The organism is Sphaerospermopsis sp. FACHB-1094 (genome assembly GCF_014696195.1).
Lineage (GTDB): Bacteria > Cyanobacteriota > Cyanobacteriia > Cyanobacteriales > Nostocaceae > Sphaerospermopsis > Sphaerospermopsis kisseleviana.
In genome coordinates, this window is record NZ_JACJPT010000004.1 from 60,080 (window position 1) to 76,640 (window position 16,561).

A 16,561-nucleotide genomic window follows, 5' to 3' on the forward strand; every position below is an offset into this window, starting at 1 on the left:
ACCATGAAAAGTAATGCAGCTACAGCAGAAGTAGCCCAGCCTTATGCACAGGCTTTGTTATCCGTTGCTCAAGCAAATAATTTGACAGAAGAGTTTGGTGCAGATGCACGGACTCTAGTTAGTTTGATTTCTGGTTCTGGGGAATTGCAAAACTTTTTGGATAACCCCTTTATTCAACCAGAAAACAAAAAGAATTTCCTCAAACAATTGTTAGGGGAAGGTGTTAACCCCTATCTGAGAAATTTCATTTTGCTGTTGGTTGATAGAAGACGAATTTCTTTTCTAGAGCCAATTTTACAGCAGTATGTAAACCTGTTACGGGAATTGAATCAAACGGTTTTAGCAGAAGTAACTTCTGCTGTTCCTTTGACAGATGCACAACTGCAAACAGTGAAAGAAAAGGTTCTTTCTATTACCAAAGCACGGGAAGTAGAAATTGAAACCAAAATCGACACCGATTTAATTGGTGGTGTGGTGATCAAAGTCGGTTCTCAAGTTATTGATGCCAGCTTACGTGGTCAACTACGTCGCCTTTCTTTGCGCTTAACTAATGGTTAGGTAATGGGTAATGGGTAATGGGTAATGGGTAATGGGTAATGAATCATATTCTTCCCAGTCACCAGTCACCAATCACCAATCACCGTTTACCAAAAACTTCTTTTGTCTTGAAAGAACACTGAACAATAGGCATAATGAGCATTTCAATTAGACCTGACGAAATCAGCAGCATTATCCAACAACAAATCGAGCAATATGACAAGGAAGTCAAAGTTGCTAATGTTGGTACTGTACTGCAAGTTGGTGATGGTATTGCCCGGATCTATGGCTTAGAAAAAGCTATGGCTGGGGAACTCCTAGAATTTGAAGATGGTACTGTTGGTATCGCCCAAAACTTAGAAGAAGATAACGTTGGTGCGGTATTGATGGGTGAAGGCCGCAATATCCAAGAAGGCAGCACCGTTACCGCTACTGGTAGAATTGCTCAAGTAGCTGTAGGTGATGCTTTAATCGGTCGTGTTGTTGACGCTTTGGGTCGCGCTATTGATGGTAAGGGCGAAATCAAAACTGGCGAAAGTCGTTTGATTGAATCCCCAGCCCCCGGTATTATTGCACGTCGTTCTGTACATGAACCCATGCAAACTGGTATTACCGCTATTGACTCGATGATTCCCGTAGGTCGGGGTCAGCGTGAGTTGATTATCGGAGACCGCCAAACCGGTAAAACTGCGATCGCTATTGACACCATCATTAACCAAAAAGGTGAAGATGTAGTTTGTGTATACGTAGCCGTTGGTCAAAAAGCTTCCACCGTTGCTAACGTTGTGCAAACTTTACAAGAAAAAGGCGCGATGGACTACACCGTAGTTGTCGCCGCTAACGCCAGTGACCCTGCAACTTTACAATTCTTAGCTCCCTACACAGGCGCTTCTATTGCTGAATACTTCATGTATAAAGGCAAAGCGACCCTGATTGTTTATGATGATTTGTCTAAGCAAGCTCAGGCTTATCGTCAGATGTCCTTGTTGTTACGTCGTCCACCCGGACGGGAAGCGTACCCTGGAGACGTATTCTACATTCACTCTCGCTTGTTGGAACGTGCTGCTAAACTCAGCGATGAATTAGGTAAAGGTAGTATGACTGCATTACCTATCATTGAAACCCAAGCTGGTGACGTATCCGCTTACATTCCTACCAACGTAATTTCTATTACTGATGGTCAGATTTTCTTATCTTCTGACTTGTTCAACTCTGGTATCCGTCCTGCGGTTAACCCCGGTATCTCCGTATCCCGTGTAGGTTCTGCGGCACAAACCAAGGCGATGAAGAAGGTAGCAGGTAAGATTAAACTGGAATTGGCTCAGTTTGACGACTTACAAGCGTTCGCGCAATTTGCTTCTGACTTAGATAAAGCTACTCAAGATCAGTTAGCTCGTGGTGTACGTTTACGGGAATTGTTGAAACAGCCCCAAAACGATCCTCTATCTGTAGCTGAACAAGTAGCGATTCTCTACGCTGGTATTAACGGTTATTTAGATGACATTGCTGTAAACCAAGTTACCAGCTTTGTTAGAGGTTTCCGTGAATACTTGAAGACTGGTAAGAACTCCTACTACTCAGCAGTACAAGGCAGCAAAGTATTGGGAGATGCTGAAGAAGCAGCCCTCAAAGAAGCTTTAGCTGATTACAAGAAGACCTTTTTAGCTACAGCGTAACAGTTAATGGGTAATGGGTAATGGGTAATAGGTAATAGCAAGAACTTTTACCCAATTACCAATTACCAATTACCAATTACCAATGACCTAAATATTATGCCTAATCTCAAAGCAATACGCGATCGCATTCAGTCGGTCAAAAACACCAAAAAAATTACCGAAGCTATGCGGCTAGTGGCTGCGGCGAGAGTACGTCGCGCTCAAGAGCAGGTAATTGCCACCCGTCCCTTTGCTGACCGTTTGGCACAAGTATTATTTGGTTTACAAACTCGCTTAAAGTTTGAAGATGTAGACCTACCACTACTGAAAAAACGGGAAGTTAAATCTGTTGGTTTGTTGGTAGTTTCAGGTGATAGAGGTCTGTGTGGCGGTTACAATGCTAACGTGATCCGTCGTGCAGAAAACCGCGCTAAGGAACTCAAAGCGGAAGGTTTAGATGTAACTTTTGTGATCGTGGGTCGCAAAGCTACTCAATACTTCCAACGTCGTGGTTACAAAATTGATGCTAACTACACTGGTTTAGAACAAATTCCTACAGCAGCAGAAGCTACTAATATCGCTGATGAGTTGCTTTCTTTGTTCTTGTCAGAAAAGGTAGACAGAATTGAGTTAATTTATACTCGCTTCGTGTCTTTGGTGAGTTCTCGTCCTGTGGTGCAAACTTTGTTACCTTTGGATACTCAAGGTTTGGAAACCGCAGATGATGAAGTTTTCCGCTTAACTACTCGTGGTGGTCAGTTCCAAGTGGAACGGGAAAAGGTAGCTAGTACAGTTCGCGCTTTACCCCGTGACATGATTTTTGAACAAGACCCTGTACAAATTTTAGATTCTTTATTGCCTTTATATCTGAGCAATCAGTTATTAAGAGCTTTACAAGAGTCCGCAGCTAGTGAACTTGCTGCACGGATGACTGCGATGAGTAATGCTAGTGATAATGCTGGTCAACTCATTAGCACTTTGACTCTTTCTTATAATAAGGCGCGTCAAGCTGCTATTACTCAGGAACTTCTGGAAGTTGTGGGTGGTGCGGAAGCACTTAGTTAATTTGGTAGTTGGTGATGGGTGATGGGTAATTGAATTGGTAAGATTATTATTTATCACCTATTGCCGATTACTTGATGAGGTTTAAGAAGGAATGAACCACGAAGATTTATCAGACCCAAAATGCACACTTTTTCAGGTATACCCTTCAAAATCCTGGCATCTTTTTCTTGTTTATTAGCCTCAAACCTTCAATATATCTAGCTTTTGTCTTTATTCAGCAACCGCTAACTACCTTGTCACCCGTTAAGGAATAGCGGGCAGGATGCCACAAGAAATTTTTAGACATTGGGAAATTTTGTATTTTTTATAATCCAAAATCTAAAATCCAAAATCTAAAATCGGATCATCTTCTCAAAACTAACTGAAAGGAATTTAAATATCCGGTAATAGTTTTTTCTAATGTGGAACGCTGTTTTCTAGAAACTATTGCCATGACTTGATATAATCTTCCTTCAGCAACATACATCCTATTTGTAGTTACTTTACCAGCCGAATCTATATACTGAATTTCTTTACCTGGATGACTGTTGGAACTGCGAATATTACGTTCACTAATTAAATTGCTTTGTGTTGCTTTTAAGGTATTTTCTTTGGCTTGATTCAATATTTGTTGTGGGCTAGTCATCTTAGCATAGCTGTAAGGAAATTCATTGTAAGTGACTAAATATGCAACTTCCTGTTCCGGTGGTTGGGCTACAAATATATTTAATTTTATTTCTCCCATGTAGGTTTTTTGAATTTGAGTTTTCGTGTTTGGTCTGACTGGCATTAAAACTTGAAAACTCTTATCTGGGGGAGTAAATATTTTCCATTGTGACTGCACTACTTCGGGAACATTTGGTTTTTTGTGAGTAGCTATAGGTTGGGATTTACTTACCTCGGCAGAAATAAACCCACTATAAACAAAAGTGGCAGTAATGAAAGGTATTAAAAATTCAATATTCAATTTCATATTCATAATTTGTAGCCCTCGCAGATGCGGTTTTTATTGTTGCTGCTATTTATAACCTAAAAGCAGATAAAGCCGCACCTATTAATCCTACTTGTTGGTTAAGGATTATATGCACCGGTATTTCTTCGAGGAGGGAACGCATTCTGCCTTTTTGGGTGAAATTTAACATAAAACTCCCATTTTGCATCAAGGGCAGAATTTTCGGGGCAATGCCTCCAGCAATATATAATCCTCCGTAGGGTAAGAGTTTTAAGGCTAAGTTGCCGGCTTCTGCACCGTAAGCTTCGACGAACATTTGTATGGTTTGTTCTGATAGGCGATCGCGTTTTTCTAAAGCTGCACTACCAATAGCAGCACCAGGATCAACGGTTTTTTCTGCTTTTCCGGCTTCTTGTTCCCAGCTTCTGACTATTTGGGCTATTTCTGGGTTTTCTGTGTCTATTTGTCTATCTCTTAAAAATTGGTAAATGGAAGTGATCCCTAAACCGGAAACTACTCTTTCTACAGATGCACGTTGAATATCATGTTTAGACAATAAATATTTCAACAGTTGAAATTCTAATTCATTGCGGGGGGCAAAATCTGCGTGGCCACCTTCGGAGGGAAAAACTTGATATTGGTTTCCTTGTTTGATTAAAAAACCTTGTCCTAAACCTGTTCCTGCACCAATAACCGCCATCGGTGCATCAGGTTGATATTTACCAACTTGTAAGGTGACTAAATCTTGTGTGGTTAAACCAAAAATACCATAACCGACGGCTGCAAAGTCATTAATTAGGGAAATTGCCGGAATATTTAATTGTTTTGCTAATCTTTCCGTGTCTAAAAACCAAGCTAAATTAGTAAGTTTAGCGGTGTTTTGTACTACGGGTCCGGCGATCGCAAAACAAGCTTTTTCTGGTGTAGATGTATTGCCTGTTGATAGATTCGCTGCGGCTAAAAATTTTTGGACAATTGGCACTAAATCAGGAAAATCTCCACTGCGGTAACTTTCCTCATACAAGGTTTTTAAACCTAATGAGTTTGAAGACTCTACCAGGCGTAAAATTGTTTTCGTGCCACCGATATCTCCCGCTAATAGTAATGTCATAAAATTTATCAGTTAGTTTGTTAGTTTGTTGGTTTGTGTGTGACTTGTACTTTAATTATTTACCTATCAGTAAACAGTATTGATATTTTTCAGGTTTACTTCCAAATAATTGCTCAAAATCAAATATTCTGATTCCTGACTCCGGTTGGTGAGCGAAGCGATGCACTGAGCGCGCTCGAAGTGTCGAACCAGTGACTCCTGACTTATACAAATCTTACTACTTCCTCTACTTTAGTTAAATGGGAAGTATCTCCTTTTAGTTCTAGCAACCATTGTGATTCTTGACGCACCACTTTTACTAAAGAACATAATGTAGCTTTAACTTCTGCTTTAGCTATATCCCCCACAAATCCCATTGCCGCACCTAACACAGAAGCCCCATGTGCTACTAACAGAATATCATCTGGCCAAAATTCTGCTGCTAAACATCTAGCGGTTTGTGCAGAACGATATCTCACTTGTTCATGGGTTTCGGGATATTTTGCTGCTATCTGGGGTGTGTAGCCTGTGTCTATTCTAGGAAATAATGCTTTTAATTCTGGGGTTGAGAGTCTTTCTGGTTCTTCTGTCATCCATGCGGGATTTAACCACTCACTTAAGCCTGTTTCTAGTCTAATCTCTAATTCTAATGCTTCGGCGACTGCGTTGGCGGTTTGCACTGTTCGCAAAAAAGGAGATGCGAAAATATGTTTGATTTTTTCGCCTTTGAGTCTTTTTGCTAGTTGTTGTGCTTGGATCATGCCATCATCTGATAATGGTGGATCATAGCGTTTTTCGGCTGTGAGAAACCAGTCAGGGTTTACAAAATCAAGGCGGTTGGCGTGTCTGGCGATCCAAATAATTTGACTCATGGGGCAAATTTTACAGGTATCAATGCTTGTATTTTGGGTATGTTTTAAATATTAGGGCATAATTGTTATGTTTTGTGATCTTGAAGATGATTTTGTTTTTTTAATGAACCACGTTATGCGAAGCATTTCCCGAAGGGTAGACGCGAAGGACACGAAGAGAAGAGGGAAGTGAAGAAGGAAGTGAAGAAGGAAGTGATTTTTTGTAATATCAACCACTAATTTATCTAATTTATCTCTTCTCATAGTTGGCTTACCTGATAAAATTTGTGGATCTGAATGAATGTATTTTCCCCAGTTCATGATTTAAACCATCCCTGATTTTCGGTAATTTCATTTCTTTAATTTTATCTCACGTTTCTCACTAAAAAATTATCCTGTCCACAACTTTTTTGAGAAATTTTTAAAATCTCTGCACTACAAATTCCGGGTTTACCATCTTTAGAATAACAAAAAAATACTTCTTGTAAAAATCTACCAGAATCAGAACAAACAGGATCTATACTATTAACATTCCATTTTTTTTAGCAGTAATAAAAGTAGACTTTAAATCTTTAATCGTAGTGCGAAAAGGTTTTTCTGGACTTTTATAATCTGAAGGAATAACTAGAGAATATTTTAAATTTCTACTTAATGTCAGATATTCTATAGGTTTTTTACCCGTACAAGTTCCATGTTTTTGCCATTGATGATCAAAAAGTCGATCATTGGGAAATAAACCTCTAAACTTTTGCTTAACTAATGGTGGTAATTTTTCTGTAGAACAGTTAGCAGGATAACCTTGTTGATATTGTGGCCAAAGTCCATGTAAAACAAAACCGTATTTTTTCCCTGTTCCCAACTCATTTCTTTAACTCGTTTGGCCATGGTGTCTGCACCGATATAAGTCCCTAAAGTTTTTGTCCAACTTGTGGCCATGCGCCATCTGACTGTGGGTAAACTACTTTGTGTGGCAGTGGATGTAGTTTTTCTAGCACAGGCTGTTGTCAGTACGGCTGTTGCAGTGGCGATCGCCCCAGTGTTGATAATTAGCGGGCAAGATGCCCGCACCACAAGAAATATTTGTATATTTTTTGTATTTGAAATTCCCTAAGATTTTCACTATTTTCAATTTTCAATCATGGCGAAATTGTGCCATAAAACGCCGATCTATACAGTCTTTCCAGTGCCACAATAAGTGATGAGGTGGTAAGGTGAAATTTCCTCTTGTAGCTAAGGCACGCCCATCACCAGTACCAATTAAACTTAAATACTCTTTTTGTGGTTTGTAGGGTTTTAGCGATTTATTTAAAATCAATCTTCGCAAATTTTCATACAGTGGTTTACCTTGACGCACCGCAAATACACCTGCTTTTGGTAGGTGATAATTAATCATTGTGGCAATATCACCTGCTGCAAAAATCTGTGGATGACTAATAGATTGCAAATTATCATTTACTAAAATAAACCCTTTTTCATTCGTAGCAATTCCTGAATCTTTGACCCAATTTGCTGCTGAGGCTTGTGTTACCCAAAATACTTGATTACATTTTAATTTTAAACCAGATTCCGATGTAATTTCTAATTGATTATCTCTTGTAGGTGCAACTTCACAGACATTTTCACCTAAATGTAATTTTACACCTTTATTAATTACAACATCCCGCATAATTCCCCGTACAGATGGGTGATGATTTGGCATTAATTCCCCAGTACGCTGAAATAAATGTACTGTTAAATTTTCTATTCCTAATTTCTGTAAACCTGCCAACATTGATAACGCTAATTCTACACCTCCAGCACCACCACCAACCACACCAATACTTAACTGTTTTTGAGGATTTTCAGCAACCATATTTTGTAATTTATACCAATGTTCTAAAAATTGTTTAACTGGTTTAGCAGCAATTGTATATTCTGCCGCACCTGATACAGACAATTTAGCGGGAGTGCTGCCAATATCAAGAGATAGAATATCAAAATTTACCACAGTTCCGTTAGCACAAAAAACCTGATTATTTTCTAAATCCAAACCAACTACTTGATCAAGATATAACTGAGCATTAGCAAATTTGCTTAAATTTGGCAAGTCAATATGACAGTGAGAATAATTGTAAAATCCGGCAATATGTCCTGGTAACATCCCAGAGTAGGGTGTATATTGATCTGAAGTAATTAAAGTCAAATTTACTCCAGCCACAGGTTGATTACCAAAAAGTTTCAAAACAATGGCATGACTATGGCCACCACCTATCAAAACTAGGTTTTTTAGGTTTTTTAGGCTTGGTTGAGAATTTTGCTGCATCTGGAAACTGCAATAAACTGCAATAAACTGCAATAAATTTCATCAGGGATTCAATATCAATATAATCATGATTCCCATCGGTTGGTGAGGAATAATCCACTCATAGCCAATTTTTTTAAATATCCCAGTAACTCAAGATTATTTTTATGTATTTTGGTAAGAAAAATCATCCATTGGATGCTGGCAATTCAGAAGGAGGTAAAGAATAATCAAAGCGATAACTCTCATCAAGATTATTTAATGAAACTTCTACAACGACTGGAGAATAATACAATAGAAACCAGTTTATCTGCAATTAATGAATTGGAACGTTTGGCGCAAGATAATCCACAATTTCACTGGATAATTATGGATATGCTGACTAATTTTGTCAGAGAGAAAACAGCTAATCTACCCCCAGAAGAAGTAATTAGCGATTCCTTGGTAGACAAACGGATACTGATTCAATCAGCTATGATTGTAATTGGTAAAAGAGACGTAAAACAAGACCCAGAAAATGAGCAGATTGATTTAAGTTACACAGATTTAAGGGGACTAAACTTACAAGGTATAAACTTAGCACACACTAACCTTTATCAAGTTAATTTATCACAAGCAAATCTGGTTGGTGCTAACCTAGAGGGTGCTATTCTCAGTGCAGCAAATCTAGCTGGTGCAAATCTTACTAATGCTAACTTACATCGAGCTAATTTATATTTAGCGAGTTTAAAAGATGCAATTTTGGATGATGCTATCCTGGAGGGAGCAAATCTACGAGAAGCGAAGTTTACTATTTAATAGACCATATATACGCGAAAACTTCTGTTTTAAGGGGTAAAAAGGAAAGGGTAAGGAAAAAATCTTTACCTTTTTTTGTGTGAAATAAAATTTTACATATCTAAAAATTGCGGCTAAATGCTATACTGTTTTCTTCTATCATCTCCGTAATAACTCATTATTGTGAAGCATCTTTCTAGTATGTCTGCTAAAAAGACAGATGCAACATTGCATTGGTTGATCACTATCATCGTTATTGTGCTTCTGTCATTGATACTGATTGTCTTCGCATCTACTAATATTGACAAGTTATCACTTCAACAGCAAATATCTCAAAAAAATCAAGCATTAACTACTATTGCTATAGTTTTTCTGGGTGTAGCTGTCATAGTTAATGTTTATTATGCAGCCAAAAGAACTCAAGCAATAGAAAAAAATGCAATTACATCTGAGAAAAATCTAGCAATTAGTCTTGAAAATACCAAACTTCTTCAAGAAAGACTGATTGCAGAACGTTTTATTGGCAGTATTTCCCAGTTAGGACATGACAAGGTAGAAACGCGCACAGGAGCTATTTATGCTTTAGAAAGAATTGCCCAAGATTTTCCCCAAGAACATTGGACAATTATGCAAGTTCTCACTGCGTTTGTCCGCGAAAATGCACCCATACAACTAGAGAGGAAAGTACAAAAACCAGAAGATTTCATGACTATTGATTTCGGAAACAATCGTGATCGGATACGCCGACAACAGCAAGCAAATTATTCTCTACCATTAGAATCTTGGAAACTGCGTACTGATATTCAAGCAGCTTTGACTGTGATCGGGAGACGCAATTTTCAACATGATCGAGAAAATCAAAAATTAGATTTACGTAATACCGATATCAGACGAGTTGATTTAGCAGGAGCTAAACTCCAAGGGGTAGACTTACGGGGATCTGATGTGTGTGGTGCAGATTTGCGAAATGCGGATTTAAGTGAGGCGGTTTTGGATGGTGCTAAACTCATCGGTTCTATTCTTTATCAAGCTAACTTATTTAAGGCTAGTTTGCGGGGAGCTAATTTGAGTCGTTCTAATCTCAATCTTGCCAATTTATATGGAGTCAACTTGAGTTCCGCTAATTTGTTTGGTGCAAGTTTGCGTTCAGTTAATTTGCAATCTGCCAACTTGTATAAAGCTAATTTGCAACAAGCTAATCTCAAGGCTGCTAATCTATCAGGTGCTAAGTTATTTTTAGCTAATTTGCAAGGTGCGAAATTAGGGAAAACTAATTTACGTTTAGCAGGGTTAATTGCTGCAAATCTTAATGGTGCAAATCTTAATGGTGCAAATTTACAAGGTGCAAATTTGAATGCTGCAAAATTACAGCAAACAGATATTTATTTTGCTAACCTTAGTGCAGCTAGTTTAACAGAAGCCGATTTAAATCACGCTAATTTGATGGGTGCTAATCTTTCTCAAGCAATACTTGATGAAGCTAATCTTTCTGAAGCTAATCTCATCGGTGCTAATTTATTAGGCGCTCAACTTGATGATGTTAAACTGACTGGGGCGATTTTAAATGGTGCTAAAAACCTGAAATCTGAACAGATCATTAACGCAGTGGGCGATCGCACTACTCGCCTTCCTGATTATATCGAAGCGCCAGCTAATTGGCGAGAATCTGTTTAATTCTCTAATTAATTATCTAAAACTGTCTTTTTTGCTACTTTCGGTGCATTCTACCTGTTGATGATTTTTATATTTATTGTTATTAATTCATCATATTTATCTAGTTTTAAGTTATTAAATTATGACTTATTTTTTGTGAGCAAAGCTTGATTTTAAAACCATGAATTCGTAATCAAATTAGCTTTTTATCTGAGAGGATTCATAGTATTTTTTAACCAAGGGGAATAACTGTAAGTTTTAACGTTGTTTCAAACTTTTATCTGACAAAGTTTGAAAAATAAAGTTGGAAAAATTCAGACTGCGAAAAAAAGATTATTATTTTAAGGATAAAAGTCTGATGACGTTGAATAATACTAACTCTTTTTCCTCCCGTCAGGAAATCAACATTACACCTGTTTACTCAGGTGATGCTTTTGCAACTCCCATTGACAATAGTTTAAGTTGGAGTAATCGTAGTAGCTTACCAAAAGATGCAAATATTCAGTCTCATGTGACTGCAAACAGCTATAACTCTCAAAATGGTTATGGTTTAGTCAATGCAGGAAAAGCAGTGAGTAAAGCAGTTGGTGTAACCCCCTATCCAGATGCTCCAAAATTGGGTGGAAATAATTGGGGTGCAGACATGGTAAATGCTCCCACAGCTTGGCAAAATGGACATACAGGAAAAGGTGTCATTGTTGCGGTTTTAGATACAGGAATTGACTATAATCACGAAGATTTGAAAAACAATATTTGGACAAATACCAAAGAAATTACTGGTAATGGAATAGACGATGATGGTAATGGTTATGTTGATGATGTTTTAGGTTGGAATTTTAATAGTAACAACAATAATGTTTTAGATAATAATGGACACGGAACTCATGTTTCGGGAACTATTGCCGCCGAAAATAACGGTATTGGTGTAACTGGAATTGCCTATAATTCTCAAATTATGGCAGTTAAAGTTTTAGATGAAAATGGCTCAGGTTCTTATGCAAATATCGCTAATGGTATCCGTTACGCTGTAGATAATGGTGCTAATGTTATTAACCTCAGTTTAGGAGGAAATTCTGGTAATAATACTCTCAAATCAGCTATTGAATATGCGAGCAGTAAAGGTGTAATTGTGGTGATGGCCGCAGGTAATAATGGCGATGCTACACCATCTTATCCTGCTCGTTATGCTGATAAGTCAGGTATTGCTGTGGGGGCGGTAGATCAAAATAATCAACTCACTGATTTTTCTAATCGTTCTGGTTCTCAAGAAATTAAATATGTGACTGCTCCAGGTAAGGAGGTTTATTCTACAATTCCTGATAATAAATATGCTAGTTATAGCGGTACTTCTATGGCCGCTCCCCACGTTGCTGGTGTAGTAGCTTTGATGCTGAGTGCTAACCCGAATTTAACAGAAAGTCAAGTGCGGGAAATTATCATCAGTACGGCGGAAAATAGTACAAATCCCCAACAACCACAACCTTCAAATCCTTCGCCTTCTCTACCTTCTTTCTTTCCGCCTTTAGATTCTTTTTTTCCTATTGATATGATTGATATTGGTTCTCAATTTCCTACTGATATTGGCAATATTGGTGGTAGTTTTCCCTTACCTTTTCAATCAGAATCAACTCAATTACCGTCGGTTGTTGTATCTATTAGTAATGAAGATTTAGGGTTACGGTTTGGTGATTATAATGCCAAAACTCCCAATTTAGAAACCCTTAATTACTACAGTGAGAGCAAAGATAGATGGGAATTACGGGACTATGATATGAATCTAGAAAATATGGATATTTGGAGTTTAGACTATATTTAGTTTTACCTATTGTACTTCTCACATTAGTCTAAACCTTAATAGACCTCTCCGAAAAAGATGTAGGGACAATTCATGAATTGTCCCTACGAATGGGTTTCAGGTTACGCATATTTAATTTTCGGAGATGTCTAATAATTACCCCACCCGCGCTATCGCACACCCTCCCCTTGGTAAGGGGAGAAGTGTGTACCTCATGTAACCCAAATCTATGGTTTTTAAAACCATGAATTTAAGTTTATCTATTTATGTCTAAAGTATGATATTGTCGAAGGTTGAGCAATTTTCGCTACTGCCATTTAATTTTTCTGAATTCCATAACACAAGCGACCAACTAACCATTGTGAAGTTTGATTTTTATCGTCAGTATTTTTTGCTCTTTCAGCTTTCATAGTTTCTGTTCTAATTTTCAAAGCCATAAAAAACTCTTCTAAATTATGCGTTTTTGAACCATCTTGTTCATTGCTTCTAGTTTGCCAATCCCATTCTTTCCACCAAGTAGGAATTTGTAGGTTTTCCGTCAAAATATCAAATTGTAGTTTATAAATACCAGGTTCAGGGAATTTATGAGGTTGGATGACAGCAGTAAAATTTAATTTATTTTCTTGAGGAATAATTTGCCAATCTTTAAATTCAATGGGACTATTTACTGCTGAAATAGCATCAACTGCTGTAAAATTTTTAGCGAACTTATCAAACTTTTCGGCTTTAACTTGTGCTTTCAAGGAATTAGGATCAACAAATAAACTATATTCCGACGGTGCTATGTCCACACTATAATTAATTGTTAAACTATCTTGTTGACGAGAATCTATTTGTAATAGTTCATAGTTACCTTGATTAACTTTACTAGCTGCAACTCCATCCTTAACTAAAGATAGAGTTCTTGTTATACCTTTAGGTGTTGTTGGTAGTGTTTCTAATTTAGATACTTGCTCAATGATATGATCAGGATGGAAAATCATTAACTTACTAATATCGCTATTAGCTAATGATTGATTAGAGTTATATTTTTGTAATTCACCAAAATAATATTTCACATCCTGGTAGGGTCCAATGAACAAAACATAAAATGGTCTGAGCTTTTCTGGTTGTTTACCAGAATTATAATCAAAAGTTTGAAGTTGATTATTTTTATCTATATAAACCTTACCATTAAATTCACTTTTAACAGCCCAAATACCGACAGCATAATCTTTTTTATCAGAATTAAAATAAATATCTTGGATTTTTTTATTTAATTTAGTTACATCACCGCTATTTTGTTCTAAATCGGTAATTATTACCGTCATTTTTGGCTGGTTTTTGACTGAGGGAATAATAGCAGCATCTATGGGACTAGAGACTGCTTTAAATTTAGCGTTACTGCCATCATAAAAAACAGAAGTTGCCCCAAAACTATAATATTCACTACTTGTAATCTTCTGCATGGGATTAGCAATACGATAATATTCAACTGGTAATTTCCCTGTTAATTCAAATACTGTTCTGAGAGATTTTAAAGCTTTAGTGTAGTTAGTTTCCCCATCTTTGACATAGCCTAACATCGAACCACTGCCATCTAGATAAATAGCCACATTCAGATTATCTGACTTACTAGCTGTTTGATTATTGACAGAATTAACACTGGGAATATCACATCTTAACTCTTCTTTTTTGTTGCAAGCAACTAAAAAAACTGCAATTAATACTAAAAAAGCCCATTTTATACGCATCATGTCATTTTTCTCCATTATTCAATATCAATATTTTGTTGGTTTGTTGCCAAAAATTAATACTTATTAAGTAATTTTACGGCTTCTTGTGTTGACATTCTCAGAATAATATGATTGTATAACAAATACTACTAATGTTAAATCTAAACAAAAAAACAAACTTCTAGATCAGTAGGAATTATAAGGAGGCCTAATGAATCCGTGGGAGATTATCAGAATCATTATATTTACTGTGATCGGTGCTGTACTGATGTTTTTGGGGCAGCGTCTCATATATGAAAATCAAATTATACCCATTCAAAAAGTCCCCTTGGATACATGGCTTGCTGCTGACTATACCACAGCTGCACTGATTATGTTCGGTGTTTGTCTGTTTTCCACAATTTTTTGGTGTGTGTTGGGAGCAATGAGTAAGTCTGGCGGTAGTAGCCGGGGTAAATGGTTGTTAATTTGGTTTTTGTTAGGACTGCTACCTTTACTCACCATTGCTTTTACAGTCTTTTACATCAATCGCAGCGATGAAGCGCAATTTTCATTAATGTGTTTTTTCTTGTTTGATGCTATCTGGTTGTATTGGTTAAATACCGCTACCAGTTCTCCTGAAACCGTCAAATACATTCCCCCTGGAGCTTTTTTTATCCGTCATAAACTAATGGGAGATTAACAAATGTCAATTTATGTAATTGGAATTGGTGGAACTGGTGCTAAGTGCATTGAAGCAATAATTCAATTAGCATCTATAGGACTTTTTAACGAAGAACCCCTAAATTTATTATTTGTTGATGCTGATGAAAATAACGGTAATTTAGAACGAGCGCGAAAAAGTCTGAAAATTTATCAAGACTGCCATAAATTAACTTTGGCTGATAAATTTCCTTGGATGAAAACGGAAATCAGAGACTTTGGTTTATGGTCGCCTTTTGCAAATACCAGCGTTAATAAAAATCTGAGTTCATTTTTTGAATATAACCTGCTCAAAGATGATGAACCAGCATTAGGAAATTTATTTGATGTTCTCTATACTTCGGAAGAAAAAGAAGCTAATTTAGATGTCGGTTTTCGGGGTCGTCCTGCCATTGGTGCGGCGGTAATGAGTCAAGTCAAACTTGATGCTTTAGATTATGATTCATGGGGTCAACTCCTGAACCAACTGCAAACAGATACAGGGGCGGGAAAACGACCAAAGGTATTTTTATGTGGGTCAATTTTTGGCGGTACTGGTGCTTCAGGCTTGCCGACAATTGGGCGATTAATTCATAATAAGTTAGAAAACCTGAGAATCAGAAGTAAAGTAGATATTGGTTGTTTATTTGTTTTACCTTATTTTGGATTTAATCCGAGTTCGGCAGACAATTCAGAAACAGTTTATGCTCGGTCTGATCAGTTTTTATTAAATACAGAAGCCGCCCTGCGTTATTATGGTGGTCAGGCACAAGAAACTTTTGATACTGTCTATTTATTGGGTAATCAGAACTTATCTCCAGTTAAAGTTTTCAGTGTGGGCAAAAACACCCAACGTAATGATCCGCATTTTCTGGAAATGTATGCAGCATTAGCCGCCAGACAATTTTTATTAAACACAACTCCCCAGCAAAAAAGTGTAGTGTTAATGAACCGGGAGAATTTAAAAAATATCACTTGGCGAGATATTCCTGAACAAAAATTAGTCACTGCTGAATTAGTAAATGCCACTCGGTTTGTCTTTGCGTGGTTAGCTGATATTGCCCCACTGTTAGCAGAATGTAAGAGCATTGGAATTAAACAATTTCAAAAAAGTCCTCAAGGATTTTGGTTTACTAGATTCTTTCCAGATAAAGCTTTTTTTGGCAATAATCAACAAAAATCAGTTGATTTTAATGATCCTGAACAACAAAATGCATTAGAAATAATTAGTATTTGGTGTCAAGATTATTTACGCTGGTTATCACAAATTCATCAATGTGCTGACGAGAATATTCAATTATTCAATGCCAAACATTTCGCTAATAGTCCCATGAAACCTGATTATTTATCAGATTTAATCATTGGGGACAGTCGAGATAAAAACCAAAAATCTAGGGATACAGTACAAGACTTGAAAAGACGATTAAATCCTGAAGCTATAAGCAACTTACCCAAAATAGGAATATTTGGACTGGCTAAGGCTTTATATATTGTCTGTCGTTTGTAGGCAGAAATTTCTGTAGAAAAAAC

15 protein-coding genes are annotated in these 16,561 nt (G+C 37.1%); 9 read left to right on the forward strand and 6 right to left on the reverse strand.

All coding sequences use genetic code 11. The features are described from left to right. The first annotated feature begins 3 nt into the window (after positions 1-3). From atpH to H6F47_RS02115, 3 genes are all read left to right on the forward strand, one after another. The gene (gene atpH / locus H6F47_RS02105) at positions 4-558 is read left to right on the forward strand and encodes an ATP synthase F1 subunit delta (protein ID WP_096572352.1); all 555 of its coding nucleotides are present in this window, start codon (positions 4-6) and stop codon (positions 556-558) included. A 134-nt stretch (positions 559-692) separates the two neighbouring features. Continuing rightward, positions 693-2,213, forward strand: a complete 1,521-nt coding sequence (gene atpA / locus H6F47_RS02110) for a F0F1 ATP synthase subunit alpha (protein ID WP_096572353.1) — start codon at positions 693-695, stop codon at positions 2,211-2,213. A 96-nt stretch (positions 2,214-2,309) separates the two neighbouring features. After that, complete coding sequence (locus H6F47_RS02115; protein WP_096572354.1) at positions 2,310-3,257, forward strand: F0F1 ATP synthase subunit gamma; 948 nt, start codon at positions 2,310-2,312, stop codon at positions 3,255-3,257. A 343-nt stretch (positions 3,258-3,600) separates the two neighbouring features. Here H6F47_RS02115 and H6F47_RS02120 read toward each other — a convergent pair whose 3' ends face one another. The 4 genes from H6F47_RS02120 to H6F47_RS02135 all read right to left on the reverse strand — a co-directional run bounded on the left by H6F47_RS02120 (position 3,601) and on the right by H6F47_RS02135 (position 6,988). Continuing rightward, positions 3,601-4,203 carry a hypothetical protein gene (locus H6F47_RS02120; RefSeq protein WP_137666147.1) on the reverse strand — a complete coding sequence of 201 codons (603 nt, stop codon included), beginning with the start codon at positions 4,201-4,203 and terminating at the stop codon, positions 3,601-3,603. Between the two features lie 55 nt (positions 4,204-4,258). Then, entirely contained in the window at positions 4,259-5,299 is a 1,041-nt protein-coding gene (locus H6F47_RS02125) for a glucokinase (protein WP_137666143.1), read from the reverse strand. Between the two features lie 203 nt (positions 5,300-5,502). Further along, positions 5,503-6,150: a histidine phosphatase family protein gene (locus H6F47_RS02130; RefSeq protein WP_190647468.1), complete on the reverse strand. Its 648-nt coding sequence runs from the start codon at positions 6,148-6,150 to the stop codon at positions 5,503-5,505. A gap of 496 nt (positions 6,151-6,646) precedes the next feature. Next, positions 6,647-6,988, reverse strand: coding sequence for a hypothetical protein (locus H6F47_RS02135; protein WP_242027314.1), 342 nt, complete (start codon positions 6,986-6,988; stop codon positions 6,647-6,649). Positions 6,989-7,057: 69 nt separating this feature from the next. Between H6F47_RS02135 and H6F47_RS02140 the strand changes: the two genes are divergently transcribed. Beyond that, on the forward strand, positions 7,058-7,240 hold the full coding sequence (locus H6F47_RS02140; protein ID WP_206755131.1) for a hypothetical protein: 183 nt from the start codon (positions 7,058-7,060) through the stop codon (positions 7,238-7,240). A 21-nt stretch (positions 7,241-7,261) separates the two neighbouring features. Here H6F47_RS02140 and H6F47_RS02145 read toward each other — a convergent pair whose 3' ends face one another. After that, positions 7,262-8,431, reverse strand: a complete 1,170-nt coding sequence (locus H6F47_RS02145; RefSeq protein WP_190647472.1) for an FAD-dependent oxidoreductase — start codon at positions 8,429-8,431, stop codon at positions 7,262-7,264. Between the two features lie 153 nt (positions 8,432-8,584). On the opposite strand from H6F47_RS02145, the gene H6F47_RS02150 reads away from it, so the two are divergent. The 3 genes from H6F47_RS02150 (at position 8,585) to H6F47_RS02160 (ending at position 12,656) form a co-directional block, all read left to right on the forward strand. Continuing rightward, positions 8,585-9,208: a pentapeptide repeat-containing protein gene (locus tag H6F47_RS02150; RefSeq protein WP_242027315.1), complete on the forward strand. Its 624-nt coding sequence runs from the start codon at positions 8,585-8,587 to the stop codon at positions 9,206-9,208. Positions 9,209-9,388: 180 nt separating this feature from the next. Beyond that, a complete protein-coding gene (locus tag H6F47_RS02155) occupies positions 9,389-10,861 on the forward strand; it encodes a pentapeptide repeat-containing protein (protein WP_190647475.1) in 1,473 nt (490 codons plus the stop codon). 337 nt (positions 10,862-11,198) lie between these two features. Next, positions 11,199-12,656, forward strand: coding sequence for a S8 family peptidase (locus H6F47_RS02160; protein ID WP_190347160.1), 1,458 nt, complete (start codon positions 11,199-11,201; stop codon positions 12,654-12,656). Between the two features lie 296 nt (positions 12,657-12,952). On the opposite strand, the gene H6F47_RS02165 is transcribed toward H6F47_RS02160, so the two are convergent. Then, complete coding sequence (locus H6F47_RS02165; protein WP_096572361.1) at positions 12,953-14,371, reverse strand: hypothetical protein; 1,419 nt, start codon at positions 14,369-14,371, stop codon at positions 12,953-12,955. A 190-nt stretch (positions 14,372-14,561) separates the two neighbouring features. On the opposite strand from H6F47_RS02165, the gene H6F47_RS02170 reads away from it, so the two are divergent. Then, on the forward strand, positions 14,562-15,032 hold the full coding sequence (locus H6F47_RS02170) for a hypothetical protein (protein ID WP_096572362.1): 471 nt from the start codon (positions 14,562-14,564) through the stop codon (positions 15,030-15,032). A gap of 3 nt (positions 15,033-15,035) precedes the next feature. After that, positions 15,036-16,538: a tubulin-like doman-containing protein gene (locus H6F47_RS02175; RefSeq protein WP_190647477.1), complete on the forward strand. Its 1,503-nt coding sequence runs from the start codon at positions 15,036-15,038 to the stop codon at positions 16,536-16,538. The last annotated feature ends 23 nt before the right edge of the window (positions 16,539-16,561 follow it).